The organism is Microbacterium longlingense (assembly GCF_058349825.2).
Window position 1 is genome coordinate 57115 of the sequence record NZ_JBYRJA020000006.1, and the last position, 25584, is coordinate 82698.

General features: G+C 70.5%; 21 protein-coding genes and 2 riboswitches. Of the genes, 14 read left to right on the forward strand and 7 right to left on the reverse strand.

What is annotated here, in order from left to right:
• Nucleotides 1–41 precede the first annotated feature (41 nt).
• Entirely contained in the window at nucleotides 42–773 is a 732-nt protein-coding gene (locus AC3RXY_RS10045; RefSeq protein ID WP_491510778.1) for a DUF1684 domain-containing protein, read from the forward strand.
• A 122-nt stretch (nucleotides 774–895) separates the two neighbouring features.
• Nucleotides 896–1021 (forward strand): hypothetical protein, encoded by a 126-nt coding sequence (locus AC3RXY_RS10050; RefSeq protein WP_491510779.1) that lies wholly within the window; start codon nucleotides 896–898, stop codon nucleotides 1019–1021.
• A 33-nt stretch (nucleotides 1022–1054) separates the two neighbouring features.
• Here the strand turns inward: AC3RXY_RS10050 and AC3RXY_RS10055 are convergent, their stop codons facing one another.
• Nucleotides 1055–2539, reverse strand: a complete 1485-nt coding sequence (locus AC3RXY_RS10055; protein WP_491510780.1) for a DHA2 family efflux MFS transporter permease subunit — start codon at nucleotides 2537–2539, stop codon at nucleotides 1055–1057.
• Between the two features lie 186 nt (nucleotides 2540–2725).
• Between AC3RXY_RS10055 and AC3RXY_RS10060 the strand changes: the two genes are divergently transcribed.
• Both AC3RXY_RS10060 and AC3RXY_RS10065 read left to right on the forward strand, forming a co-directional pair.
• Entirely contained in the window at nucleotides 2726–4597 is a 1872-nt protein-coding gene (locus AC3RXY_RS10060) for an ABC transporter ATP-binding protein (RefSeq protein WP_491510781.1), read from the forward strand.
• A gap of 120 nt (nucleotides 4598–4717) precedes the next feature.
• Nucleotides 4718–5734, forward strand: coding sequence for a zinc-dependent alcohol dehydrogenase family protein (locus AC3RXY_RS10065; protein ID WP_491510782.1), 1017 nt, complete (start codon nucleotides 4718–4720; stop codon nucleotides 5732–5734).
• Between the two features lie 53 nt (nucleotides 5735–5787).
• Here the strand turns inward: AC3RXY_RS10065 and AC3RXY_RS10070 are convergent, their stop codons facing one another.
• The 6 genes from AC3RXY_RS10070 to AC3RXY_RS10095 are packed head-to-tail and all read right to left on the reverse strand — an operon-like array spanning nucleotide 5788 to nucleotide 12432.
• Complete coding sequence (locus AC3RXY_RS10070; protein WP_491510783.1) at nucleotides 5788–6738, reverse strand: glycosyltransferase family 2 protein; 951 nt, start codon at nucleotides 6736–6738, stop codon at nucleotides 5788–5790.
• A gap of 41 nt (nucleotides 6739–6779) precedes the next feature.
• On the reverse strand, nucleotides 6780–7922 hold the full coding sequence (locus AC3RXY_RS10075) for a cysteine desulfurase family protein (RefSeq protein WP_491510784.1): 1143 nt from the start codon (nucleotides 7920–7922) through the stop codon (nucleotides 6780–6782).
• 4 nt (nucleotides 7923–7926) lie between these two features.
• Entirely contained in the window at nucleotides 7927–8778 is an 852-nt protein-coding gene (gene nadC / locus AC3RXY_RS10080; RefSeq protein ID WP_491510785.1) for a carboxylating nicotinate-nucleotide diphosphorylase, read from the reverse strand.
• Nucleotides 8778–10352: an L-aspartate oxidase gene (gene nadB / locus AC3RXY_RS10085; protein ID WP_491510786.1), complete on the reverse strand. Its 1575-nt coding sequence runs from the start codon at nucleotides 10350–10352 to the stop codon at nucleotides 8778–8780. The genes nadC and nadB overlap by 1 nt, the downstream gene beginning before the upstream one ends.
• Entirely contained in the window at nucleotides 10349–11701 is a 1353-nt protein-coding gene (gene nadA / locus AC3RXY_RS10090; protein WP_491510787.1) for a quinolinate synthase NadA, read from the reverse strand. The genes nadB and nadA overlap by 4 nt, the downstream gene beginning before the upstream one ends.
• Nucleotides 11698–12432 carry an NUDIX hydrolase gene (locus AC3RXY_RS10095; RefSeq protein ID WP_491510788.1) on the reverse strand — a complete coding sequence of 245 codons (735 nt, stop codon included), beginning with the start codon at nucleotides 12430–12432 and terminating at the stop codon, nucleotides 11698–11700. Before AC3RXY_RS10095 ends, nadA begins: the two co-directional genes overlap by 4 nt.
• A 207-nt stretch (nucleotides 12433–12639) precedes the next feature.
• Here AC3RXY_RS10095 and AC3RXY_RS10100 point away from each other — a divergent pair, with 207 nt between their 5' ends.
• From AC3RXY_RS10100 to AC3RXY_RS10145, 10 genes are all read left to right on the forward strand, one after another.
• Nucleotides 12640–13338, forward strand: a complete 699-nt coding sequence (locus AC3RXY_RS10100; RefSeq protein WP_491510789.1) for a hypothetical protein — start codon at nucleotides 12640–12642, stop codon at nucleotides 13336–13338.
• A gap of 207 nt (nucleotides 13339–13545) precedes the next feature.
• Complete coding sequence (locus AC3RXY_RS10105; RefSeq protein ID WP_491510791.1) at nucleotides 13546–14334, forward strand: PASTA domain-containing protein; 789 nt, start codon at nucleotides 13546–13548, stop codon at nucleotides 14332–14334.
• Between the two features lie 226 nt (nucleotides 14335–14560).
• A riboswitch (glycine riboswitch) is annotated at nucleotides 14561–14655 on the forward strand.
• Nucleotides 14656–14755: riboswitch (glycine riboswitch) on the forward strand.
• 52 nt (nucleotides 14756–14807) lie between these two features.
• Complete coding sequence (gene gcvT / locus AC3RXY_RS10110) at nucleotides 14808–15908, forward strand: glycine cleavage system aminomethyltransferase GcvT (RefSeq protein WP_491510792.1); 1101 nt, start codon at nucleotides 14808–14810, stop codon at nucleotides 15906–15908.
• Nucleotides 15905–16282, forward strand: coding sequence for a glycine cleavage system protein GcvH (gcvH, locus tag AC3RXY_RS10115; RefSeq protein ID WP_491510793.1), 378 nt, complete (start codon nucleotides 15905–15907; stop codon nucleotides 16280–16282). Before gcvT ends, gcvH begins: the two co-directional genes overlap by 4 nt.
• An 81-nt stretch (nucleotides 16283–16363) precedes the next feature.
• The gene (gene gcvP, locus AC3RXY_RS10120) at nucleotides 16364–19207 is read left to right on the forward strand and encodes an aminomethyl-transferring glycine dehydrogenase (protein ID WP_491510972.1); all 2844 of its coding nucleotides are present in this window, start codon (nucleotides 16364–16366) and stop codon (nucleotides 19205–19207) included.
• A 126-nt stretch (nucleotides 19208–19333) separates the two neighbouring features.
• On the forward strand, nucleotides 19334–19882 hold the full coding sequence (locus tag AC3RXY_RS10125; RefSeq protein WP_491510794.1) for a PH domain-containing protein: 549 nt from the start codon (nucleotides 19334–19336) through the stop codon (nucleotides 19880–19882).
• 224 nt (nucleotides 19883–20106) lie between these two features.
• A complete protein-coding gene (locus AC3RXY_RS10130; protein WP_491510795.1) occupies nucleotides 20107–21732 on the forward strand; it encodes a peptide ABC transporter substrate-binding protein in 1626 nt (541 codons plus the stop codon).
• Nucleotides 21733–21840: 108 nt separating this feature from the next.
• Nucleotides 21841–22770, forward strand: coding sequence for an ABC transporter permease (locus AC3RXY_RS10135; RefSeq protein ID WP_491510796.1), 930 nt, complete (start codon nucleotides 21841–21843; stop codon nucleotides 22768–22770).
• A complete protein-coding gene (locus AC3RXY_RS10140; protein ID WP_491510797.1) occupies nucleotides 22760–23710 on the forward strand; it encodes an ABC transporter permease in 951 nt (316 codons plus the stop codon). Before AC3RXY_RS10135 ends, AC3RXY_RS10140 begins: the two co-directional genes overlap by 11 nt.
• Nucleotides 23707–25434, forward strand: coding sequence for a dipeptide ABC transporter ATP-binding protein (locus AC3RXY_RS10145; RefSeq protein ID WP_491510798.1), 1728 nt, complete (start codon nucleotides 23707–23709; stop codon nucleotides 25432–25434). Before AC3RXY_RS10140 ends, AC3RXY_RS10145 begins: the two co-directional genes overlap by 4 nt.
• The last annotated feature ends 150 nt before the right edge of the window (nucleotides 25435–25584 follow it).

Genomic DNA, 25584 nt, shown 5'->3' on the forward strand with positions numbered 1-25584 from the left:
GGTGGACAGCCGATCGGCGAGAAACGGAAGACGGTGGCGCGATGCGCGAACAGCAGGAGTGGGCCGACTGGCAGGATGCTCGGTGGGCAGCGGTCTCCGCGCCCTTTGGCACGGCAGCGCTCGACCTGACCGCCTGGCTCACCGATGCCGGGCAGACGGTCGCCGGCCTGCCGGGACGCTGGCGGTCGGACGGTACCGACGTCGTGGGGGAGACTCCCGACGGGCAGGTGCGGATCCGCGCCGGGGCGGAACGTGAGTTCGACGGCCGACTGCTGCGGGCCTTCCAGAGAGACGGTGCCGCGGCGCTGCGCATCCTCGACCCCGCGTCGCACCATCGCACGAGCCTGCGCGGAATCCAGGCGTACCCCTACGATCCGGCGTGGGTCGTGACCGGCGTCTTCCGTGCCGCGCCGGCGGGGGAGCAGGTGGACGTCGCCGCCGTCGACGGGGTGGTCTCGCAGGCACGTCTGGCCGGCGCCTTGGCGCTGGAGACACCGGAGGGGCCCGTCGAGCTCACCATCACCGGGGGCGACGGTGGATACTCGGCGGTCTTCGCCGACGCCACCAATGGCACGGAGACCTACCGATTCCGCTTCCTCCCGGTGGGAGACGGTGCCGTCTTCGAGGACGGCCAGGCCGTCACCGTCGACCTCAACCGCGCCTACCTGCCGCCGTGCGCGTTCTCAGACCAGTACGTGTGCCCGCTGCCCCTGCCCGGCAACCGCTGGTCGATCGCGGTTCGCGCGGGCGAGCGGAACCCCGTCCGCGGTTGAAGCGGCCGTCGGGGGACGGCTTTCCGGGGTGAAGAAACCACGGTTTCTCCACCCCGGAAGCAACCGTCCGCCCGGTCGCTCGTCACGGTCGCGAACGCTCGGAAAAGGCGTACGATGGCGCGATGAGCAACGCACAGGTCCCCACGCCGTCGAGCAACCTCCTCGCCCCGACCGAGCTGATCCCGATCGCCGACCAGTCTGGTTCGTGCTGCGGCGCGGACGGCTGCTGCGGCGGATCCGCCGAGTAGTCCGCCGCGGCGGCACCGCGGCGGACCCCCGGGTCAGTGCGCTGCGGGAGCCGCCGCTCCGGACTGCTCGTCCTCCGGCTTGCGGATCAGGAAGGCCCCCACGATCGTGGTGGTGGCGATGATCGCGGCGATCAGGAAGGACACCCGCGCGCCCGCGGCGATCGCCTCGGCCGACTCCGGGTCCGGCTGCTGCGCCATGACGGCCGACATCGTGGCGATGAGCGCGGCGATGCCCGCCGCGCCCGCCACCTGCTGAACAGTGTTGAGCACCGCGCTGCCGTAGGAGTAGAACTTCGGCGGGAGCGCTCCCATCCCCGCGGTGAACAGCGGGGTGAACGACATCGCGAGTCCGATCGACAGCAGCGTCTGGGCCACCAGGATGGTCCAGATCGACGTGCCGACGCCGATGGTCGTATAGAACCACAGCACCGCCGAGGCGAGGATCGACCCGGGAACCAAGAGCACCCGCGGACCGTGCTTGTCGTAGACCCGTCCGATGATCGGTCCGAGCACACCCATCGCCAGAGCACCGGGCAGCATCGTCAGGCCGGCCTCGGCGGCCGGGAGCAGCAGGGCGTTCTGCAGATAGAGCGGGATGATCGTGATCGCGCCGAAGAACGCCAGCGACAGCATGAACAGGTACGCCATCGCCAGCGAGAAGCCGCGCGAGGAGAACACGCGCAGGTCCAGCAGGGCGTCGTCCTCGCGCTGGAGGACCACCTGTCGCCAGAGGAACAGCGCGAGGCCGATGACGCCGGCCACGAGCGACACCACGAGCGTCGTCGCGGTGCTCTCCGCGCCTTCGCCGATGTGGCTCAGCCCGAACACGATGCCGCCGAACCCGATCGCCGAGAGGATGATCGAGAGCACGTCGATGGGGGCGCGGGTGGTCTCGCCGACGTTGGTCAGCCACTTCCAGCCGACGAACAGCGCGATCAGCGCGATCGGGAGGACGACGACGAAGATCGCGCGCCAGCCGAAGTGGTCCAGCAGGAAGCCGGACATGGTGGGACCGATCGCGGGCGCGAGAGCTATCACCACGCTCACGCGCCCCATCATCCGGCCGCGCGAGGCGGGCGGGACGAGGTTCATCAGGGTGGTCATCAGCAGCGGCATCATGATCGCCGTGCCGGAGGCCTGAACGACCCGGGCGATGATCAGGAAGACGAAGTTCGGCGCGAGGGCGGCGATCGCCGTGCCCACCGAGAACAGCGTCAGAGCGGCGAGGAACACCTGCCGGGTCGTGAACCGGCGCAGCAGGAACCCGGTGATCGGGATCACGACCGCCATCGTCAGCATGAACGCCGAGGTGACCCACTGCGCGCCGAGCGCCGACACCCCGAGGTCGGTGATGAGGTGCGGGATCGCCATGCTCATCGTGGTCTCGTTCAGGATCGCCACGAATGCCGCGACCAGGAGCACCCAGATCACGCGAGTGTGCTCGGGGGAGATGGCCGGGGACGCGGCTGCCGCGATCGGGCCGGTGGGCGGGGTCGATCCGGTGTCGACGGCGGACATGGGCACCTCCGGTGCAAGGGAAGAAGAAGATCGGGAGCGCGCCACCGAAAGACCGCTGGCGAGAAGAGAGGGACGACGCGGCGCGGAAGGCAGAGACGCCGCGAACGCAGAGCCTTCAACTCTAACGTGCATCGACGGCGGCTGCATTCCCGATTCGTTGTCCGGCGTCCGTCGTACGCTGAGGGGATGAGCATGGGCGGCGGGGGAGGACGCGGCGGAGGATTCCGCGGGGTCGACGAGCAGGCGCAGCGCAAGCGCAACGCGGCGGCGCCCCGCATCGTCAATCTCTGGCCGCGCATCGTGGAGCTGTTCCGGCCGTACCGCGGCCGCATCCTGGTCACCGTCCTGCTCGTGGTGATCGGGGCGACCGTCGCCGTCATCCCGCCGCTTCTCGTGCAGCGCATCTTCGACGACGCGCTCTTCCCCGGCGGGCCGCCGCACCTCGATCTCCTGGCCTGGCTGGTCGGAACGATGATCGCGCTGTTCCTCGTATCGGCCGTCGTGGGTCTCGTGCAGACGTGGCTCACCGCCACCGTCGGCAACAGCGTCACAGGAGATCTGCGGGTGCGGCTCTTCGACCACCTCCAGGCGATGGAACTGGCGTTCTTCACCCGCACGCGCACCGGCGAGATCCAATCCAGACTGCAGAACGACGTCGGCGGCGTCGCCGGCGTGCTCACCAACACCGTCACCAGCATCCTGGGCAACACCGTGACGGTCGTGGCGTCTCTCGTGGCGATGATCCTGATCGATGTGCGGCTCACCGTCATCGCGGTGATCATGATGCCGGTCCTCGTGATCGTGCAGCGGCGGGTGGGCCAGGTGCGCGCGCGCATCGCGGCGCAGACGCAGGAGTCGCTGTCCGAGCTGAGCGCGATCACGCAGGAGACGCTGAGCGTGTCCGGCATCCTCCTGGCGAAGTCGTTCAACCGGCAGCGGACCGAGTCCGACCGGTATCGGGGCGAGAACCGCAATCAGGTGCGGCTGCAGGTGCGGCAGGCGATGAGCGGGCAGGGGTTCCTGGCGCTCGTGCAGGTGCTGATGGCCAGCGTGCCCGCGGTGATCTACCTCGTCGCCGGCCTGCTGATCGCCGGGGGCACCGGGGGCATGACCGCCGGCACGATCGTCGCGTTCACGACCGTGCAGGCACGCCTGCTCATGCCGCTGGTCGGGCTGATGCGCGTCGCGCTCGACCTGCAGACCTCACGGGCTCTTTTCGCGCGCATCTTCGACTATCTCGACATGGTGCCGGCCATCCGCGACGCCCCCGACGCCGTCTCCGCGGCCCTGGCCCCGGGGCCGCGCGGCCAGGTCGAGTTCCAGGACGTCGTCTTCCGCTATCCCGATGCCGCGCCGGAGTCGCGACCGACCCTCGACGGCGTCTCTTTCGTGGCGGAGCCGGGTTCCCACGTCGCCTTCGTCGGTCCGTCCGGTGCGGGCAAGACCACCGTCCTGTATCTCGCTGCCCGGCTCTACGAGGCTGCGGCGGGTCGGGTGCTGTTCGAGGGGGCGGACGTTCGCACGCTCACCCGGGAGTCGGTGATCGATCGGATCGGCATCGTCTCGCAGGAGACCTATCTGTTCCATGCGACGATCCGCGACAACCTGCGCTACGCCAAGCCCGGCGCCACCGACGAGGAGATCGAGGCCGCATGCCGCGCCGCCAACGTGCACCACGTGATCGCCGGCTTCGAGGACGGCTACGACACGATCGTGGGCGAGCGGGGCTACCGTCTCTCCGGCGGGGAGAAGCAGCGCATCGCCATCGCGCGCGTGCTCCTGAAGGATCCGCCGGTGCTGCTCCTGGACGAGGCGACGAGCGCGCTGGACACCGTGTCGGAACGCATCGTGCAGGAGGCGCTGGAGGCCGCGTCGCGCGGGCGCACGACGCTGTCGATCGCGCACCGGCTGTCGACCGTCGTCTCCGCCGATCGCATCCACGTGGTCGAGGGCGGGCGCATCGTCGAGTCGGGCACGCACCAGGAGCTGTTGGCCGCGGGGGGACTGTATGCCACCCTGGCCGCCGAGCAGTTGGCCGCGGCCAAGCGCGCGGAGTGACACCCGTGGGCAGCCTGCTCGCACAGGTGCGCCCCGCTCGCGAGATCGCGGCGATCATGGACGAAGCAGGTGCACAGGTGCGCGTCGGGCGCATGCCCGACGGCGCGGAGAGGAGCAGAGATGCGCGGCGCGGTGATTCATGGGCCAGGAGACGTGCGATACGAGGAGCGAGCCGACCCGGCCATCCTCGAGCCGGGTGACGCCATCGTGCGCACCGTCGCGGCGTGCGTGTGCGGATCGGATCTCTGGCGATATCGCGGCATCGGTGACGTTCCGCGGCCGGTTCCGATCGGTCACGAGTACGTCGGTGTCGTGGCGGAGGTCGGTGCGGACGTCGTCACGGTGCAGCCCGGCGACTTCGTGATCGGCGGGTTCTCGACCTCGTGCAATGCGTGCGCCGTGTGCCGGGCAGGCATGACCTCCAACTGCCTGCACAAGCGCCCCTACGACGGGTGTCAGGCCGAGGCGATCCGCGTGCCGCTGGCCGATGGCACTCTGGTGGTCACGCCGTCACGCCCGGACGACGCGCTCATCCCCGGCCTGCTGGCGCTGTCCGACGTGATGTGCACCGGCTGGCATGCGGCGGTGAGCGCCGGCGTGCGACCGGGGTCGACGGCGGTGGTCGTCGGCGATGGCGCGGTGGGGCTCTCCGGCGTCCTCGCGGCGTCTGCCCTCGGGGCTGAGCGCATCATCGCGATGAGCAGGCACGCCGATCGGCAGGATGTCGCGCGCCGGTTCGGCGCGACGCACATCGTGGCTGATCGGGGCGACGACGGCATCGCTCAGGTGCAGGAGCTGACCGACGGTATCGGGGCTGATGCGGTCCTGGAGTGCGTCGGCACCCAGGAATCCGTCGTGCAGGCGCTGCGCAGCGCCCGACCCGGTGGCACGGTGGGGTGGGTCGGGGTGCCGCATGTGGCCGACATCCCTCAGGAGCACATGTTCTGGCGCAACGTCGGACTGCGCGGTGGAGTCGCTCCGGTGCGGGCCTACCTGCCCGACCTCCTGGCGCGGGTGCTCGATGGGCGACTCGACCCGAGCCCGGTGTTCGATCTGACCCTGCCGCTGTCCGAGGTCGCCGAGGCGTACGCCGCGATGGATGAGCGTCGCGCGATCAAGGTGCTCCTGCGGCCGTGAGCGGCCCCGGTGTCCTCGCCGGGAGATGGTGACGCTGACGCCGGGCGTCGGTGCTACCAGGCCAGCGCTGCCGGCAGCGCGGCGTCTGGTTCGATGCCGGCAGCCTCGGGGAGCGCGCGGATGCCGGCCGCGAAGGCGTCGAGATCGGCGCGGTAGAGCGGATCGGGGTGACCATCGGCGTGCGCCGTGAGCGAGGGGATGTCCATCGACAGGATCAGGCGGACGCGATCGCGCACGGCCGCGGTCGCGCCGGCCTCTCGCAGTACGTCGATGCCGCCCAGCAGTGCTCGGAAGTAGTCGTGCATCACCGTGCGGCGATGCTTGGACTGCGTGATCGAGCTGCCGTCCGTGCGCAACCGCCAGTGGGCGATGACATCGGGAATCACGTCGAAGGCGCGGGCGCGGGTGTACATCCGCTGGGCGACGATCTGATCCTCGTAGGCGACGTCCTCGGGGAAACGCAGGGCTTCAGCTGCCCAGAAATCGGTTCGGCTGATCTTCGACCAGGCAACGATGTTCGCCGATGCGGCCGGGTGGAGGTGGATGTTGGTGCGTTCGCGGGCCGGAGAGGTCGCCGCGGCCGTCCAGGGCTGCACCCGGCCGGGCCGGTAGACGCCGTCGGCGTCGGCGCGGAGACGCACGTATGCGCCGGCGGCGAAGTCGCTGCCCGTCGAGCACAGCGTCGTCAGCATGCGCTCGATGGCGTGCGCGGTCAGGGCGTCGTCGGCGTCGAGGAAGCCGAGAAAGGGGGTGTCGACGAGGTCGAGGCCGACGTTGCGTGCGGCTCCGAGCCCGCGCGATGCCTCGTGATGAACGACCACGAAGCGCGGATCGGCCGCGGCGGCGGCGGCGAAGATCTCCCCGGTGATGTCGCGGGAGCCGTCGTCGATGAGCACGGCGCGCCAGCGTGGTTCGGTCTGTGCGCGGAGGGAGGCGATCGCGGCGGGCGCGAAGGCGGCGATGTCGCGTCCGGGCACGATCATCGTCAGGAGGGGGTCTGACACCCCCAAATCCTAGGCCGACCACTCCTGCCCAGGGGCAGTGCTCAGGAGGTGAGGGTGCGCACGGCGTCGGCGACCAGGGCAGCGAGGTGCGCGGCGGGAGGGAGGCCGATCAGCGTGTGGGGGAGGGTGATGCGCACCGAGGTGCGGGCGACATCCGGCGCGATACCGAGTGCGAGCAGCACAGGGGACGGCTCATCGCTGCCGGCCGCGCACGCCGATCCGCTCGACGAGACCACGCCCCGGCGTTCGAGCTCGAGCAGGACGGCCTCGCCGTTGACGCCCGCGAACGTGAAGCTCGCGACAGACGCGAGCCGCGCAGACGGGTGCCCCGTCAGGCGCGCTCGCGGCACCCGCGACAGCACCTCGCCCACCAGCGCGTCTCGGTAGGCGGACACCTGCGACGACGACGCGGCCCGCTCCGCCTCCGCGCATTCGAGTGCGACCGCGAGCGCCACGGCACCCGCGACATTCTCGGTGCCGCTGCGCCGCGCTCGCTCCTGGCCACCCCCGTGCAGCAGCGGCTCGAGCGGGATGCGTCCGCGCACGCCGAGCGCGCCGATGCCCTTGGGGGCGCCGACCTTGTGCCCCGACACCGAGACGGCATCCGCTCCGAGCCCCGTGAGCGGGAGCCATCCGGCCGCCTGCACGGCGTCGGTGTGGAGCAGGGCCCCGGCGTCATGGGCGACCGCAGTCAGGGCCGGGATGTCCTGCACGGTGCCGACCTCGTTGTTCGCGTAAGCGATCGAGACCAGCGCGGTGTCCTGGCCGACCTGCGCGGCGAGCGCCTCCGGGGCGACGATGCCGAGGCCGTCGACGGGCGCGAAGGTGGTCGCGACACCGTGCCACCGGGCGAGGTGCGCCGCAGAAGCGATCACGGACTCGTGTTCGATGGCGCTCGTCACGAGCCCGCGCCGCGGCGACCCCGAGCCGATGGCGCCGAGCAGGATGCCCTTGAGCGCGAGGTTGTTGGCCTCGGTGCCGCCGGCGGTGAAGACCACGTCGCCCCGCCGCATTCCGAGCATCGCCGCGACGCGTGCGCGGGCGTCGTCGAGGGCCGCCGCCGCAGCCTCGCCGATGGTGTGATGACTCGACGGGTTGCCGAAGACGCCGCGGAGGAACGGCATCATCGCCTCGAGCGCTTCGGGCCGGACCGGCGTGGTCGCGGCGTTGTCGAGATAGAGCATGGACTCAGCCGACGTGCAGGTCGAGCCCCAGATCCAGGGCACGGGCGGAGTGGGTGAGCGCGCCGACCGAGATCACGCCGACGCCGGTCTCGGCGATCGCGCGCACCGTTTCCATCGTGACGCCGCCGGAGGCCTCGCACACGGCGCGGTCGCCGATCTGGGCCACCGCGATGCGGAGGTCGTCGAGGGAGAAGTTGTCCAGCAGCACGGTGTCGGCGCCCCCGGCGATGACGGCCTCGATCTGATCCAGCCGGTCGACCTCCACGACCACGTGCATCGTGTGCGGCAGGGTGTCGACGGCCGCCCGCAGCGCCGTGGCGAGATCGGCCCCGCGCCGGGTGAGCACGCCCAGGTGGTTGTCCTTGGCCATCACGGCGTCGGACAGCGAGAACCGGTGGTTGCCGCCCCCGCCGCTGGCCACCGCATGCCGCTCGAAGGCGCGCAGGCCCGGGGTCGTCTTGCGGGTGTCGACGATGCGCGCTCCCGTGCCGGTCACCGCGGCGACGTAGGCCGCGGTGAGCGTGGCGATCCCGCACATGCGCTGGCAGAAGTTCAGCCCCACGCGCTCGGCGGTCAGCACGCTGCGCGCCGAGCCGGAGACCGTGGCGAGCACGTCCCCGGGGAGGAACCGGGTGCCGTCGGCCACGGGGAGGATGACCTCCACGGCCGGATCGGTCAGCCGGAACGCTGCGGCGAAGACCGCGCCCCCCGAGAACACCCCCTCCTCCCGCGCGACGAGGTCGGCCTGCGCGCGGGCATCCGCCGGAATCAGGGCGGCACTGGTGGCATCGCCCCAGGGGGCGTCCTCCTCAAGAGCGGCGGCGACGACGCGGTCGATGGTGGCAGGGGTGAGCATCAGGCGGCTCCGATCACGGCGTCTGCGGCGGGGTGGTCGACAGCGGCCAGCGGGGGATAGTCGCTGCGGTAGTGCGCGCCCACCGACTCTCGGCGGGCGCGGGCGGCGGAGACCGCGTGCGCGGCGACGAGGAGCAGGTTCTCGTCCTCGTGGTCTCGTTCGGTCACCGGCGTGCGCGCGCGGGCGCGCCATGCCGCGATCGTGCGGGCCGCCCTGGCGAGTCCGGCTTCGTCGCGGACGAGGCCGGCATCCGACCACATGAGCTCTTGCAGGGCCCCGCGGGTGAACGGCTCAGCGGCGGCATCGGGGGCGACAGACGGCAGTGGTCCGGGTACGGCTCCTGGCGGGTTCCACTCGTCCGGACCAGTGAGGTCGGCGAGGACCGCCGCGCCGGCACGCGCACCGAACACCGCCCCCTCGAGGAGCGAGTTGCTCGCCAGACGATTGGCGCCGTGCACCCCGGTGCGCGCGACCTCGCCGACCGCGTAGAGCCCGGGAAGCGTCGTGCGGCCGTCGAGGTCCGTCACCACACCCCCCATCAGATAGTGCGCTGCGGGGGTGACCGGCACCGGCTCGGAGGCCCAGTCGATCCCGCGCTCGCGCAGGGCGGCGTCGATCGTCGGGAAGCGTTCCGCCAGGAATGCTCTGCGCTCCGCGGCCGTGGCGCGCAGTCCGCGCGCGTCGAGGAACACCGGGCGCCCGTCCTGGGCCGCCATCCGATCGGCGATCGCCCTGGCCACGATGTCGCGCGGAGCGAGCTCACCGTCGGGGTGGGCATCGAACGCGAAGCGCCGGCCGGTCTCGTCGATGAGCACGGCGCGCTCGCCGCGGACGGCCTCGGAGACCAGGAAGGCTTCTCCGGCGGCGACGATCGTGGGGTGGAACTGGAAGAACTCCAGATCGCTCACCGCAGCGCCTGCGCGGATCGCGGCGGCGATGCCGTCGCCGGTCGCGACGGGGGGATTGGTGGTGTGGGCGTACAGCTCGCCGGCACCGCCCGTGGCGATCACGACGGCGTCGGCGCGGACCGTCTCACGATGCCCGGTCACACCCGGCGCGTCGCCGATCAGCAGCTCGGCACCGGTGACACGACCGGCCTCGACCACGAGATCGAGGAGGAAGGCATGTTCGACCACGCGCGCCTCGCTGGCGCGCAGCCGCTGCACGAGGGCATGCTCGATCTCGCTCCCGGTGGCGTCGCCGCCGGCGTGCAGGATCCGCGGGTAGGAGTGCGCGGCCTCGAGGCCGCGGTGAAAGACGCCGTTCTCATCGCGGTCGAAGTCGACGCCGAGCTCGATGAGCTCGCGCACCCGGCCAGGACCATCGGCGACAAGGGTCCGCACCGCCTCCGCATCGTTGAGCCAGGCCCCCGCGACCAGCGTGTCGTGCACATGGTCGTCGAGCCGGTCGTCGTCGAAGGACACCACCGCGATACCGCCCTGCGCGAAGCGCGTGTTGGCGTGGTCGAGGACGTCTTTGGTGACGACCGTGACCCGGCAGCCGTGACCGAGAGCGTGCAGGGCAGCGGTGAGCCCGGCGATGCCGCTGCCCACCACGAGCACGTGCGCGCTCATCGGGCTTCCTGCTCGGCGGGTGCGGGCACGGGCGGCTTGGCCACGAGCATCCGCTCGAGCGCACGCCGGGCGGGGACAGCCACATCGTCCGACACGCGGATGCGGTTCTGGACCCGCCCCGCGACGAGCTCTTCGAGCACCCACGCGAGGTAGCCGGGGTGAATGCGGTACATCGTCGAGCAGGGGCAGACCACCGGATCGAGACAGAACACCTCGTGCTGCGGGTACTGCGCAGCCAGGCGCCGGACGAGGTTGATCTCCGTGCCCACCGCGAAGACGGCGGGCTCGGTCGCCCCGTCGATCGCCCGGCGGATGTAGTCGGTCGAACCCGCCTCGTCGGCCGCGTCGACGACCTCCATCGGGCACTCGGGGTGCACGATCACGCGGACACCCGGATGCTCGACCCTGGCGCGATCGATCTGGGCGACCGTGAAACGGCGGTGCACCGAGCAGAACCCGTGCCACAGGATGACCCGGGAGTCCTGCAGGTCCGCCGCCGTTGAGCCGCCCAGGGGACGACGGGGATTCCACATCGGCATCTGCTCCAGCGGCACGCCCATCGCCTTGGCGGTGTTGCGGCCCAGGTGCTGGTCGGGGAAGAACAGCACACGGCGGCCGCGCGCGAACGCCCAGTCGAGCACGGTCTGTGCGTTGGACGAGGTGCAGACGATCCCGCCGTGACGGCCGACGAACCCCTTGATCGCCGCGGAGGAGTTCATGTAGGTCACCGGCACCACCGGAACGAGACCTTCGGAGTCCGGTTCGTCGAGCGGCCCGAGCACGTCCTCGAGCTGCTCCCAGCACTCCTCGACCTCGTCGATCGAGGCCATGTCGGCCATCGAGCATCCGGCGGCGAGGTTCGGCAGGATCACCGCCTGCTCCGGGCGGGAGAGAAGATCAGCGGTCTCGGCCATGAAGTGCACGCCGCAGAAGACGATCGCCTCCGCATCGGGGTATTCGAGGGCGGCATTGGCGAGCTGGAACGAGTCGCCGACGGCGTCGGCGTGACGGACGACCTCCTCGCGCTGATAGAAGTGGCCGAGCACGACGACGCGGTCGCCGAGGATCTCCTTCGCGGCGCGTATCCGGGCGTCGAGCTCCTCTTCCGCAGCGTCGCGGTAGGAGGCGGGCAGCTCGCCCTGGCGGGGAGCGCCGGTGGGGATGACATCGCCCATCGACGAGCCGGGGCCGTATCCGGGGCGGGTGTCGAAGTCCCAGGGGCCGACGGCGAGGTCGGTGCTGCAGACGCCGTCGTCGGCGGGGCCGGGGTCGCCGTCGACGATCCGGTGGATGAGATGGTCGACCGACGGGTCGCGCAGGGCAGGGGTGGGCAGGGATGCAGGAGTCATGGCGTTCTCGTCTCCTCGGGGGCCAGCGGGCCGCGCTCGGCGAGCTCCACGGCGGTGTTGTAGCGGTAGAGGCGCGCCGGTCTGTGCGATCCGGTGCGGAACCTCTCCGTGGGCAGAAGGTGGCCAGCGGCCTCCACCTGACGGCGGAAGTTCGCGGGATCCAGGGGGCGTCCGAGGATCGTCTCGTAGGCCTCGCGGAGGTCGGACAGGGTGAACTCCTCGGGGAGGAAGCCGTGCGCGATGCGGCTGTAGCCGACTTTGTTGCGCAGCCGCCACAGCGCATATTCGACGATCTGGTTGTGGTCGAAGGCGAGGGCGGGGAGGTCGTCGGCGTCGAACCAGTGCACGTTCTCGGGGGCGAGACCGGTGGCACGGTAGGCGGCGCTCTGGGCGTCGACCTCGTCGGCGCGCAGGAGCGCCCAGTACACGATCGACACGACGCGGGTGGGGGAGCGATCGACGGCACCGAACGCATACAGCTGTTCGAGATAGCTGGGGGCGAGGCCGGTCGTCTCGGCGAGCGTGCGGGAGGCGGCGTCCTCCAGGCTCTCGGCGGTGGCGAGCCATCCGCCGGGCAGCGCCCACTGGTCGCGGTGCGGGTCGCGGGTGCGGCGCACCAGAGGAAGGCACAGGCGGGCGCGCCCGTCGCTGTCGCGACGCAGGGTGATGATCACGGTCGATACGGCGACGCGGATGGCATCGCGGTGTTCGGCCCCACTTCGTGTCGTCATGACCCTAACCTCCTGCGGCGATCTTAGTGTCAGCATGACTCGAAGTGCAAGCCGCCCTCCGCTCGTGCAGACTGCTCGGGGTTCGGCCTTGCCGAACTCAGGCAGAACCGCGCCGTCGGCGGCGCGGCGGGCCGGAGCAGCCGCGCGGCGCCGTTTCTGCCTGACTTCGGAAAGGACCGCGGCGCGGCGAGTACGCTATGGCTGCGCGTGCGTACCGGGCTCGCCGCGCCGGGGGGAAAGATGCCGGGAAGAATCGTCGACTATTTCAGCGGTGTGGTGGGAAGCGTGCGGCTGGCGCTGCTCGTCGCCGCGCTGACGTTCCTGCTCCAGTGGGCCTTCTCCGTGCTGCGCCGCCGCGGTCCGGACAGGACGGCCCGCAAATCCGGCCGGGATGGCGCGGTCCGCTGGGTCCGTGCGGTGGCCACAGCAGTGGTCGCGGGGGCGGTCCTGCTTCTGGTTCTCGTGCTCTGGCCCGGCGGCACCGGGAGCCCGGAGCCCTCCGGAAAGCAGGGCGGACCATCGGTTGCCGCGACATCCCGCGGCGAGCTGCGGCTGGACCCGGAGCCGCAGATCGAGACGCTCCTGGTCGGCGGGGCGCCGGCTGCCCGGCCCAGCTATCGGATCGCTGCGGAGGGATGCCCCGGCGACGCCATCGGGGTCGATGTGGTGCTGCCGGACGCTCCGCCCGCCGTCGAGCTCTGGTTCGGCCTGGATGATCACGCCGGTGCCGGCCGTGCGGTCCTCGTGGAAAGCGGAGGCTCGCAGCGCACCGTGGAGGGGATCACCCCGGTGCGTGTCGTCGTCGAGATGGCGGACGGATCGGGAGCTTTCACGCTGCGCGCGCTGCCTGCAGCCGGGGCGGACTGCGACTCGCCGGCCATCGCGGTCACCGTCAGGAAGACATAGCGGACGAGAAACACGAGCCATCACACAGAGGTCGTCGTCGACAGGGAGACGGCGACCGCATCGGGGGGAACCATGAAAAGCACCTCGCGCTCCGCAATCGCAGCCGTCCTGGTTGCCACGGCGCTCTTGGCGGGCTGCGCTCCGCCGGGACCGCCGCCGGCGGATGCTCCCGGCGGAGCGGCGGGGAGCGACGCCGAGCGGGCGCTGATGCCCTCCGTCGTCGGCGTCACCGAGGAAGAGGCGCGGGCGATGATCCTCGGCGCGGCTCCGAACGCGGCGATCTCGCTCCAGCAGCGGCGCGACGCGGGAGTCGCCGGCGTCGTGCTCGCGCAGGACCCTGCCGCCGGGTCGGCGGTCGGCGAGCTCGTGGTGTTGACGATCTCGACGGGGAGCATCGAGGTGCCGGATGTCGTCGGACAGCCGGTCAGTGCGGCCAAGAAGGCCCTGCGTGAGGCCGGGTTCGAGGTGGCGGAGCGTGAAGTCGCCGAGCAGGGCGCCGCGGACGGGACGGTCGTGGCGCAGCGCCCGGAGCCGGGGGCGCTCAATGAGGCGGTGGTGACGCTCGACGTGGCCCGTCGGGATGCGGCGACGTATCTCGCCGACATGGATCCCGTCGAGCGCGGTGACCAGACCCGCGTCCGGGTGGAACCTGCTGAGGTCGACGGTCGGCAGTACACCCAGGCGATCGTCATCGAACCGACCTGGAGCGCCGGGCCGGTCTCGGTGTCGTACAACCTCGGGCGCGGGTATGCGCAGTTCGACGCGGTCGCCGGCGTGTCCGATCTCGCCTCGAGCGACGCGCGAGCGGCGATCGACATCCGGGCCGAGGACGGCCGGTCGTTGTTCTCGGCGTCCGACCTCGCGCTGGGGCAGCCGGTGACCATCGACGCGCTCAACGTCGACGGCGTGCTCCGCCTCACGATCGACGTCACGCTCACCGGTTCCGACGCGGTCTTCGTTCTCGGTGACCCGCGGCTCTCGAACCCGCGCGGTTGAGCCGGGATCCGGCGCCGTGCCGAACTCCGGCAGAATCGTGCGCGCAAATCCCGCGGACCCGCCGTTGCGGCGGTGCGCGGCTGGGCTGGCGGGATCTGCCTGAGTGGGGGAGTGTGCCCCCCCCCCCGGAGCGGGCCCACTCGGCCGGTCCGCGCACCGCCCGATCAGGCGTATCGGGCCGGACCCGTGGCGCGGTACCCTAGGGGAACAAGTGAAGACAGGCCGCATGGTGTGTGCGGGAGAGCCCCGGTGAAACAGGCCGGGCACCGAAGGAGCAAGCCTCCCCGCCAATCTCTCAGGTACGCGTACCGCTCGCACCCGGCCGCTCTGAAAAACGACGTCGTCTCCGGCGTCGTGCCGACGGTGAAAGCCGGGCCCCGCGCCCGTGCGAAGCTCTCAGGCCCATGACAGAGGGGGAGTTCTCCGGCATCCGGTCATCCGGTCGGATGCCGATATCCGACGAGGGAGAGCTCATGACCCAACCCCGCTATACGCCCCTGAGGGAGCGCCACGAGGCGCTCGGGGCATCCTTCACCGATTTCGGGGGCTGGCAGATGCCGGTGCGCTACACCTCCGATCTCGCCGAGCACCATGCGGTGCGCGAGAGCGCCGGCCTGTTCGACATCTCGCATATGGCCGAGTTCACGGTCGAGGGAGCCGACGCTGCCGCCTACCTCGACAACGCCCTGGCCGGGCGGCTGTCCGCGATGTCCGTGGGCAAGGCGAAGTACTCGCTGCTGCTCGCCGAGCCCCGCGGCATCATCGACGACGTCATCGTCTACCGGCTCGCCGACGAGCGCTTCCTCATCATCTCCAACGCCGGCAACCGCGCCGCGGTCGCCGAGGCACTGCACGAGCGCGCCGCCGATTTCGCCGTCGAGGTCGTCGACGTCAGCGACGACTACGCGCTCCTGGCCGTGCAGGGCCCCGCGGCCGAGCAGATCGTCGCCGAGACCGCGGGCATCTCCGCGGTCTCGGTGCCGTGGTCCGAGCAGAAGTACTACGCCTGGGCCGACGGCCTGTTCTCGGGAGAGCCGCTGCTGATCGCGCGCACCGGGTACACCGGCGAGGACGGATTCGAGCTGCTGGTGCCCGCTGCGCAGGCGCCGGCGCTGTGGGATGCCGTCGTCGCGGCCGGTGCCGCGCACGGTCTCGTGCCGTGCGGGCTGGCTGCTCGCGACACGCTGCGCCTCGAGGCGGGGATGCCCCTGTACGGCCATGAGCTCTCCCTCGACATCGTGCCGGCGCAGGCCGGTCTCGGGCGCGTGGTGGTGGCCGCCAAGGAGCGTTTCGTCGGCAAGGACGGCATCGAGCCCGCCGAGGGCGCGCGCGTGCTCGTCGGTCTCACCGCCGAGGGACGTCGCGCCGGCCGCGCGGGCTACGCGGTCACCGACGCCGACGGCGCTGTCGTCGGCGAGATCACCAGTGGTGCGCTCAGCCCCACCCTCGGCCACCCGATCGCGATGGCCTTCATCGACCCGCAGGCGGCCGACGCCGACCTGTTCCTCGACGTGCGCGGCACCAAGATCCCCGCGACCGTCACCGACCTGCCTTTCTACCGGAGGACGAAATGACCGATCTGAACACGCTCCGTTACAGCGAAGAGCACGAGTGGGTCGCCCTCGAGGGCGATGTGGCGACCATCGGCGTCACCGACTACGCCGCTGAGCAGCTGGGCGACGTCGTCTTCGTCGAGCTGCCGGCGGTGGGTACCGCGATCGCGGCGAACACCGTCGTCGGAGAGATCGAGTCGACCAAGTCGGTCGCCGAGCTCTACGCGCCGGTATCCGGCGAGGTCGTCGAGATCAACGACGATGTCGTCGCCGATCCGTCGCTGGTCAACTCGGCATCGTTCGACGGCGGCTGGCTCCTGAAGGTCCGCGTCGCAGCGGGCGCTCTGGACGGTCTCCTCAGCCGCGACGCGTACGTCGCCCACACCGAGGGCTGATCGGCGGTGGCCGAGGACAACACCCGAGGCGATCTGTTCGCCGACCGCCATATCGGCGTGGATGCGGCTGCCGAGCGCACGATGCTCGACGCGCTCGGCTACGAGACGCTCGATGCGCTCGTGCAGGCGGCCGTTCCCGCGTCGATCCATGCCGCCGCCGTTGCCGACAGTGCGATCCCCGCCGCGGCGACGGAGGCGGAGGCGCTCGCGGAGCTGCGCGGCCTCGCCGCGCAGAACACGGTGCGCCGCGCGATGATCGGTCTGGGCTATTACGACACCCTGACCCCGTCGGTGATCAGCCGCAACGTGCTCGAGAACCCCTCGTGGTACACCGCGTACACGCCGTATCAGCCGGAGATCTCGCAGGGGCGCCTGGAGGCGCTCATCAACTTCCAGACGATGGTGACCGACCTCACCGGCCTCGCCACCGCGAACGCGTCCATGCTCGACGAGGCCACCGCCGTGGTCGAGGCGATGCTGGTCGCGCGGCGCGCGGTCCGCGGCGGCGGCGACGTCTTCGCGGTCGACGCAGACGCCCTGCCCCAGACCAAGGCCCTGCTGGCTTCCCGGGCCGAGGTGCTCGGGATCGAGGTCGTCGAGGTCGACTTCGCCGGGGGCGGCGTGCTCCCCGACGGGATCTTCGGAGCGGTCATCCAGTATCCGGGTGCCTCCGGCCGGGTGTGGGACCCGTCCGGCGTGATCGACGCGGTGCACGTCGCCGGTGGTCAGGCCGTGGTCGCCGCCGACCTGCTCTCGCTCGCGCTGCTGGCCTCGCCCGGCTCGCTCGGCGCGGACATCGCGGTGGGCACGACGCAGCGATTCGGCGTGCCGCTCGGCTTCGGCGGCCCGCATGCGGGCTATATGGCGGTGCGCGCCGGGCTCGAGCGCCAGCTTCCCGGCCGTCTCGTCGGCGTCTCCCAGGATGCTGCGGGCTACCCCGGTTACCGGCTGGCCCTGCAGACGAGGGAGCAGCACATCCGGCGGGAGAAGGCCACATCGAACATCTGCACGGCGCAGGTGCTCCTGGCCGTCATGGCATCGATGTACGCGGTGTACCACGGCCCGGACGGCATTCGCCGGATCGCGACCGAGACCGCGCAGAAGGCTGAGGCGCTCGCCGCCGTGCTCCGCGGCGCCGGCCGGGAACTGGTGACAGACGCGTTCTTCGACACGGTGCAGGTCACCGGCGTCGATGCCGCTGCCGTGGTGGCGCGGGCGAAGGACGCCGGCTACCTGCTGCGTCTGGTGGACGAGGGCACGGTGGGCGTCTCCGCCGACGAGACCACGACCGCCGCCGACCTCGCCGCGGTCGCCGCGGCCTTCGGGGTGGAGGTGGCGGGGGAGTCGTTCGGCTCCGGCATCGCGTTCCGCGACGTCGCGCCGATCGCGGCGGTCCCCGCTGCGCTGCATCGCACGGACGCGTACCTCACCCACCCGGTGTTCAGCAGCCATCGCTCCGAGACCGCGATGATGCGCTACCTCAAGCGTCTCGCCGACCGCGACTATGCGCTCGATCGTGGCATGATCCCGCTGGGCTCGTGCACGATGAAGCTCAACGCGGCGACCGAGATGGCGGCGATCACCTGGCCGGAGTTCTCTCGGATCCACCCGTTCGCGCCGGCCGAGGACGTGCAGGGCTACCTCACGCTCATCGATCAGCTCGAGTCGTGGCTCGCCGAGGTCACCGGCTACGACGCCGTCTCGCTGCAGCCCAACGCGGGCTCGCAGGGCGAGCTCGCCGGACTGCTGGCCATCCGCGGCTATCACCGTGCGAACGGGCAGGCCGAGCGTGACGTGTGTCTGATCCCGTCGTCTGCGCACGGCACGAACGCCGCGTCTGCGGTCCTCGCGGGTATGCGCGTGGTCGTCGTGGCGTGCGATGACGGGGGCAACGTCGATCTCGACGACCTGCGCGCGAAGGTGTCCGAGCATGCCGACGATCTTGCGGCGCTGATGATCACCTACCCCTCGACCCACGGCGTGTACGAGCAGGACGTGCTCGACATCACCCGGGCAGTGCATGACGCCGGTGGTCAGGTCTATGTCGACGGTGCCAACTTCAACGCGCTGATCGGCTACGCGCGACTGGGCGAGCTGGGCGGCGACGTCTCGCACCTCAACCTCCACAAGACGTTCGCGATCCCGCATGGCGGCGGCGGCCCCGGCATCGGGCCGGTGGCGGCGAAGGCGCACCTGGCGCCCTTCCTGCCCGGCCACGCGCAGGCGCAGCGGGCCGAGCACGCCGGCGGGTTCGTCTTCGCGGGCGGTCCGGTCTCGGCGGCGCCCTACGGGTCGGCCGGGGTGCTGGCCATCTCCTGGGCGTACATGCGGATGATGGGCACGGCCGGTCTCAGCCGGGCGACGGCCTCCGCGGTGCTCTCGGCGAACTACGTCGCTCGACGCCTGGGGGAGCACTACCCGGTGCTCTACACGGGCGAGGGCGGCCTCGTCGCCCACGAGTGCATCCTCGATGTGCGGCCGCTCAAGGAGGCCACCGGCATCTCGGTCGACGACGTCGCCAAGCGTCTCATCGACTACGGATTCCACTCCCCGACGATGTCGTTCCCGGTGGCGGGGACGCTCATGGTCGAGCCGACCGAGTCGGAGAACCTCGCCGAGATCGAGCGCTTCATCGAGGCCATGATCCAGATCAAGGCGGAGGCCGATGCCGTCGCGGCCGGCCGCTGGCCGGCCGATGACAACCCGCTGGTGGGCGCACCGCATACGGCGGCCGCTGTCATCCGCGGGGAGTGGGACCACGCCTACACGCGCGAGGAGGCCGCGTTCCCGGTCGCCTCGCTCGTCTCCGCGAAGTACTGGCCGCCGGTGCGTCGCATCGATCAGGCCTACGGCGATCGGAACCTGGTGTGCGCCTGTCCGCCGATCGAGGCGTTCGCGCAGGAGGTCGTCGCCGCGGAGCGCTGAGCGGATCACGACACGTCACGGTGGTCGCGCGTACCAGACCGCCGTGACGTGTCGTGCCGCCGAGGTCGGCGGCACGCGTCCCCGCGCGGTACGGTCGAGGGACCCCCGACCCCCGTGAGGAGCCCCATGCCCGCTGCCGATGAGACCCGTGTCTACCGCTCCGTGCAGAGCACGGTGATCTTCGTCGGAACGGCCGTCGTCGCGGCGTTCTTCCTCATCGACGCCGTGGTGCGCGCCGGATGGGTGCAGGCGCTCCTCCTCGCGCCCTGGGTGCTGCTGGTGCTGTGGTGCGCCTACGAGCTGAGCTTCGTGTCCTTCGTCGCCAGTTCCCGCGACACCCTCACCGTGCAGAACCTCCTGCGACGCACCGTCATCCCGTGGGCGCGGATCACGGATATCCGCCTGCGGTGGCAGCTGGAGTTCACGCTCGACGACGGCACCCGGCTGACGGCGTTCGAAGCGCCGATCGGCGGCCGCCGAGCCGCCGCAGCGAAGGATCCCGCCCAGCTGAAGACGCCGGGCGGACGCGCTTACGCGGAGATCGTCGAGAGCTGGGAGCATGCTCCCAGCTCGGATGCCCCGGTCGTGCGCAGCTGGGACGTGCGCGCCCTGGTCGTGCTCGGAGCGATCCTGGTGTGGACAGCGGCGGCGCTTCTCTACGTCGCCCTCGCCTGATCGTCGAATCGGGGGACCCGCTTCCGCAGCACCCGGCACCGCGTCCCGCTCCGGGATCGGCTCAGGATGGCGCATACTTGTCTGATCGGCGAATTATCACCCGCCGATAACGTTTTGCTCGGACCCTGCGCAAGAGAACCCGGAACGTGCGTATCGTCATTCGGTGGCGTACGTGCTGAACCGGTACGCACGCCGTGCATTTCCACTGATCGAGAGGAATGAACATGTCGAGACGACGTTGGGGACTGGGCGCTATCGCGCTGGCGTCCGCCGTGTCGCTGACGCTCGCCGGCTGCGCGGCCGACAGCGATGACAAGGCTCCCGCCGAAGAGGGCGGCGAGGCTGCGACCAGCACGGCCATCATCACCACGAACGGCTCCGAGCCGCAGAACCCGCTGATCACCTACGCGACCACCGAGACCGGTGGCGGCAAGATCCTGACCGCGATGTACGCGGGTCTGGTGAGCTACACCGCCGAGGGCGACGTGGAGAACGAGGTCGCGGAGTCCATCGAGAGCGACGACGCCACCACCTGGACGATCACGCTCAAGGACGGCTGGAAGTTCACCAACGGTGAGGAGATCACCGCGAAGACCTTCGTCGACACCTGGACGCACGCGGCAGAGGACCCCAACGGCGCCTACTGGTTCGACATCGTCGAGGGTGCGAGCGACGACGGCTCCACCGCTCCGACCGGCCTCACGGTCGTCGACGACAAGACCTTCACCGTCAAGCTGAAGAACGCCGACGCGAGCTTCCCGATCCGCCTGGGCTACACCGCGTACATGCCGCTGCCCTCCGTCGCGTTCGACGACATCGAGGCGTTCGGCGAGAACCCGATCGGCAACGGCCCCTACATGCTCGACGGCGAGGGCGCCTGGGAGCACGAGATCAGCGCTTCGCTGGTCACCAACCCGGACTACAAGGGCAACCGCACCCCGGTCAACGGCGGCGTGAAGTTCGTCTTCTACAGCGACCTCAACGCAGCCTACGCCGACGCGCAGAGCAACAACCTCGACGTTCTCGACACCGTGCCAGACACGGCGTTCAAGACCTACGAGACCGAGTTCGACGGCCGCGCGGTGAACCAGCCGGCAGCCATCTTCCAGGGCTTCAACATCCCCTACTACCTGCCGGCCTTCGCCGCGGGTGAAGAGGGCGAGCTGCGCCGCGCTGCGATCTCGATGTCGATCAACCGCGAGGAGATCACGAGCGCGATCTTCGACGGCACCCGCACCCCTGCCACCGACTTCACCTCCCCGGTGGTCGCCGGCTGGACCGACTCGCTCGCGGGCGCGGACGTGCTGGAGTACAACCCGGAGAAGGCGAAGGAGCTGTGGGCCAAGGCCGACGCCATCCAGCCCTACACCGACACCTTCACCATCGCGTACAACTCCGATGGCGGACACCAGGCCTGGGTCGACGCCGTGGCCAACCAGATCGCGAACACCCTCGGGATCAAGGCGGAGGGCAAGCCCTACCCGACCTTCGCCGCGGCGCTCGATGACCGCGTCAACGACCGTCTGACCGGTGGCACCCGCGCCGGCTGGCAGGGCGACTTCCCGTCGATGGAGAACTTCCTCTCGCCGCTGTACTCCACCAACGGCAGCTCGAACTACGAGAACTACACCAGCGCCGAGTTCGACGGCAAGCTCACCGATGCCGCTGCGGCCGAGTCCACCGGCGACGCCACCGCGCTCTACCGCGAGGCGCAGGAGATCCTGCTCAAGGACCTCCCGGCTATTCCGCTGTGGTACGCCAACGCGGTCGGCGTGTGGTCGGCGGATGTCGACAACGTGGTGTTCGGCTGGGATTCCGTCCCGCTCTACTCCCAGATCACCAAGGGCTAGTAGCCTGACCTGATGGTCTGGCGGACCGGTGCCCGAGGCGCGTGAGCGCCCCGGGCACCGGTCCGCCAGGGCCGTGTTCCCTCTACGTGTGACTTCTGAGGAGCATCAATGCTCTGGTATCTCGGTCGGCGGCTCCTGCAGCTGATCCCCGTCTTCTTCGGGGCGACCTTCCTCATCTACTTCATGGTGTTCGCCCTTCCGGGCGACCCGATCGCTGCCCTGTTCGGCGACCGCCAGCCGTCGCAGGCGGCGATCGATGCGATCCGCGCCCAGTACAACCTCGACAAGCCCTTGCTGGTGCAGTACGCCCTGTACATCGGCGGGCTGCTGCGCGGCGACTGGGGCACCACCTTCTCCGGGCAGCCGGTCATCGACGTGATGGCCAGGGCGTTCCCGATCACCCTGCGCCTCGCGCTGCTGGCCCTGGCGATGGAGGCCATCGCCGGCATCGTCGTCGGCCTGATCGCCGGGCTGCGGAAGGGCAAGCTGTTCGACGCCACCGCGCTCGTGGTGAGCCTGCTGCTGATCTCGGTCCCCACCTTCGTCATCGGTTTCGTGCTGCAGCTGGTGGTGGGCGTCCGGCTCGGCTGGGCGAGACCGACCGTGAGCGGCGAAGCTCCCTGGAGTGAGCTGATCCTGCCGGCGATCGTGCTCGCGTCGGTGTCCTTCGCCTACATCGTCCGGCTCACCCGGGCGAGTGTCGCGGAGAACCTCAACGCCGACTTCGTGCGGACCGCGACGGCCAAGGGCCTTCCCCGGCGTCGGGTGATCCCCGTGCACGTGCTGCGCAACTCCCTCGTGCCCGTGGTGACGTTCCTCGGCATCGATCTCGGCTCCCTCATGGTGGGCGCGATCGTGACAGAGGGCATCTTCAACATCAACGGCGTCGGCGGAACGATCTACCGCGCCGTGACGATCGGCGAGGGACCAACGGTGGTCTCCTTCGTCGCCGTGATGGTGATCATCTTCATGCTCGCCAACCTGCTCGTCGACCTTCTCTACGCCTGGCTCGACCCGAGGATCCGCTATGCCAAGTAACCCGCGTCCGGGGCAGGAGCACTTCATCGCTCCGATCGAGGAGACCCCGCTCCAGGTCATCGACGCCGTCGACACCGAGTCCAAGCCCCGCACCACGTGGGGCGACGCCTGGGCGTCGATGCGCCAGCGCCCGATGTTCTGGATCTCTGCGGTCCTGATCGTCGTGATCGTCTTCGTGGCGATCTTCCCGGGGCTGTTCACCCACGAGTCCCCGTCGACCGGCTGTCTGCTCGCCAACAGCGACGGCCCGCCCGCTCCCGGGCACCCCTTCGGGTTCACCCGTCAGGGCTGCGACGTGTACGCCCGCGTGCTCTACGGCGCCCAGGCCTCGCTCCTGGTGGGCGTGGTCGCGACGCTCATCGTCTCGATCGTCGGGTCGATCCTGGGTGCTCTCGCCGGCTATTACGGCGGCTGGCTGGACGCCGTGCTCTCTCGTGTGGCCGACATCTTCTTCGCGATCCCGACCATCCTCGGCGCGATCGTGCTGATGTCGATCATCCCGGAGCGCACTCCGCTGCTGGTGGCCCTCGTGATCGCCGGCTTCGCGTGGCCGCAGATCCATCGCATCATGCGCGGTGCGGTCATGACGGCTCGGCAGTCCGACTATGTCACCGCGTCGACCGCGCTGGGCCTCAGCCGGTTCCGCATCCTGGTGCGCCACGTGCTCCCCAACGCGATCGCCCCGGTGATCGCCGTGGCGACGGTGTCTCTGGGCACCTACATCGTGGCCGAGTCGACGCTGTCGTTCCTGGGCATCGGGCTCCCGCCGAGTGTGATGTCGTGGGGCAATGACATCTCGCAGGCGCGGACGTCGCTGCTGACCAACCCCATGGTGATGGTCTATCCGGCGGCGGCCCTGTCGCTGACCGTGCTGGCATTCCTCATGCTCGGCGACGTCGTGCGTGATGCCCTCGACCCGAAGGAGCGTGCACGCCGATGAGCGATGTGAACGCCGCGGCCGGGGCGCCGCTGCTCGAGATCCGCGGGCTCCAGGTGAGCTTCACCACCAAGGGCGGCGTGGTCAACGCTGTCCGCAACGCCGACCTGACGATCTACCCCGGCCAGTCGGTCGCGATCGTGGGGGAGTCGGGGTCGGGGAAGTCGACCACCGCGCAGGCGATCATCGACCTGCTCCCGGGGACGGGGACCGTCACCGGCGGTGAGATCCTGTTCGAGGGGCGCGATCTGTCGCGCCTGAGCAACAAGGAGATCACGGCCATCCGGGGCGCCGAGATCGGCTATGTGCCGCAGGACCCGATGTCCAACCTCAACCCGGTGTGGAACATCGGCTTCCAGGTCGAGGAGACCATCCGCGCGAACAACGTCGCGCACGGTCGTCGTGCGGTGCGCGAACGGGCGATCGAGGTGCTGGCCGAGGCCGGACTGCCCAATCCCGAAGACCGCCTGCGGCAGTATCCGCACGAGTTCTCCGGCGGCATGCGCCAGCGGGCGTTGATCGGCATCGGGATGTCGGCGCGACCGAAGCTCCTGATCGCCGACGAGCCGACCTCGGCCCTCGACGTGACGGTGCAGCGGCAGATCCTCGATCACATCGCCTCCCTCACCACCGAGTACGGCACATCGGTGCTCTTCATCACCCACGATCTGGGTCTTGCCGCCGAGCGCGCCGAGCACCTGGTCGTGATGTACCGCGGCCAGGTGGTCGAGTCCGGGCCGTCTCAGGAGATCCTCGCGAACCCGCGGCATCCGTACACGCAGCGGCTGGTCTCTGCGGCGCCGAGCCTGGCGTCACGCCGCATCCAGGCCGCACGCAATGACGAGGACGAGCTGGCGCTGTTCTCGACGGGAACACTCGATGCGACGCTGATCGAGCGTGCGCAGGAGCGCGAGGCCGCCGGCGCCACCGCCGGTCCGCTGATCGAGATCACCGATGCCCGCAAGGTCTACAAGCTGCGCACGCGCGGTCTTGCCCGTAAGGAGCTCGTCGCCGTCGACGGCGTGAGCCTCAACGTGCAGCGGGGAACGACCACCGCGATCGTGGGGGAGTCCGGTTCTGGCAAGTCCACGCTCGCCAAGCTGTTCCTGCAGCTCGAGCCGCTCACGAGCGGACGGATCCACTTCGACGGGGAGGACATCACCCACCTCGACAAGTCGGCGACGATGGCGTTCCGGCGCCGCGTGCAGCCGGTCTTCCAGGACCCCTACGGAACGCTGGACCCTCAGTACAGCGTGGGCAACACGATCGCAGAGCCGCTGATGATCCACGGCATCGGGAACGCGAAGGAGCGGCAGGCGCGCGTGCGCGAGCTGCTGGACCAGGTGGCCCTGCCCGCCGCGACGCGCGACCGCTACCCGAGTGAGCTCTCCGGAGGGCAGCGTCAGCGTGTCGCCGTCGCGCGTGCCCTGGCGCTGAGCCCCGACGTTCTCGTCCTGGACGAGGCGGTCTCCGCGCTCGACGTGCTGGTGCAGGGGCAGATCCTGAACCTCCTCACCCAGTTGCAGAGCGACCTGGGGCTGACCTACCTGTTCATCACGCACGACCTGGCGGTGGTGCGCCTGATCGCCGACAACGTGTGCGTGATGCGGCAGGGCCGGCTCGTCGAGTCGGCCACGGTCGACGAGGTGTTCGAGCACTCCGAGGAGGAGTACACGCGGGAGCTGCTCGCCGCCATCCCCGGCGCGGGTTTCGCGTTCGGCAGCTGAACACCAACACCACAGCACACGTCATGGCGCCCCGGGCGTCAGACGGATGAGGCGGCCGGGTGGGCGCGGGACCCCGCACCCACCCGGCCGCCTCGTGCGTGACCGGCCCGGGCGCGTGCGGACCGACCGGTGGTGGGCCGGGGCGCGATG

What these genes read in the sequence shown, in the direction of transcription:
- AC3RXY_RS10045 (WP_491510778.1), top strand. Translation starts at nt 42, where the DNA reads ATGCGCGAACAGCAGGAGTGGGCCGACTGGCAGGATGCTCGGTGGGCA.
- AC3RXY_RS10050 (WP_491510779.1), top strand. Translation starts at nt 896, where the DNA reads ATGAGCAACGCACAGGTCCCCACGCCGTCGAGCAACCTCCTCGCCCCG.
- AC3RXY_RS10055 (WP_491510780.1), bottom strand. Translation starts at nt 2,539, where the DNA reads ATGTCCGCCGTCGACACCGGATCGACCCCGCCCACCGGCCCGATCGCG.
- AC3RXY_RS10060 (WP_491510781.1), top strand. Translation starts at nt 2,726, where the DNA reads ATGAGCATGGGCGGCGGGGGAGGACGCGGCGGAGGATTCCGCGGGGTC.
- AC3RXY_RS10065 (WP_491510782.1), top strand. Translation starts at nt 4,718, where the DNA reads ATGCGCGGCGCGGTGATTCATGGGCCAGGAGACGTGCGATACGAGGAG.
- AC3RXY_RS10075 (WP_491510784.1), bottom strand. Translation starts at nt 7,922, where the DNA reads ATGCTCTATCTCGACAACGCCGCGACCACGCCGGTCCGGCCCGAAGCG.
- nadC (WP_491510785.1), bottom strand. Translation starts at nt 8,778, where the DNA reads ATGCTCACCCCTGCCACCATCGACCGCGTCGTCGCCGCCGCTCTTGAG.
- nadB (WP_491510786.1), bottom strand. Translation starts at nt 10,352, where the DNA reads ATGAGCGCGCACGTGCTCGTGGTGGGCAGCGGCATCGCCGGGCTCACC.
- nadA (WP_491510787.1), bottom strand. Translation starts at nt 11,701, where the DNA reads ATGACTCCTGCATCCCTGCCCACCCCTGCCCTGCGCGACCCGTCGGTC.
- AC3RXY_RS10095 (WP_491510788.1), bottom strand. Translation starts at nt 12,432, where the DNA reads ATGACGACACGAAGTGGGGCCGAACACCGCGATGCCATCCGCGTCGCC.
- AC3RXY_RS10105 (WP_491510791.1), top strand. Translation starts at nt 13,546, where the DNA reads ATGCCCTCCGTCGTCGGCGTCACCGAGGAAGAGGCGCGGGCGATGATC.
- gcvT (WP_491510792.1), top strand. Translation starts at nt 14,808, where the DNA reads ATGACCCAACCCCGCTATACGCCCCTGAGGGAGCGCCACGAGGCGCTC.
- gcvH (WP_491510793.1), top strand. Translation starts at nt 15,905, where the DNA reads ATGACCGATCTGAACACGCTCCGTTACAGCGAAGAGCACGAGTGGGTC.
- gcvP (WP_491510972.1), top strand. Translation starts at nt 16,364, where the DNA reads ATGCTCGACGCGCTCGGCTACGAGACGCTCGATGCGCTCGTGCAGGCG.
- AC3RXY_RS10125 (WP_491510794.1), top strand. Translation starts at nt 19,334, where the DNA reads ATGCCCGCTGCCGATGAGACCCGTGTCTACCGCTCCGTGCAGAGCACG.
- AC3RXY_RS10130 (WP_491510795.1), top strand. Translation starts at nt 20,107, where the DNA reads ATGTCGAGACGACGTTGGGGACTGGGCGCTATCGCGCTGGCGTCCGCC.
- AC3RXY_RS10135 (WP_491510796.1), top strand. Translation starts at nt 21,841, where the DNA reads ATGCTCTGGTATCTCGGTCGGCGGCTCCTGCAGCTGATCCCCGTCTTC.
- AC3RXY_RS10140 (WP_491510797.1), top strand. Translation starts at nt 22,760, where the DNA reads ATGCCAAGTAACCCGCGTCCGGGGCAGGAGCACTTCATCGCTCCGATC.
- AC3RXY_RS10145 (WP_491510798.1), top strand. Translation starts at nt 23,707, where the DNA reads ATGAGCGATGTGAACGCCGCGGCCGGGGCGCCGCTGCTCGAGATCCGC.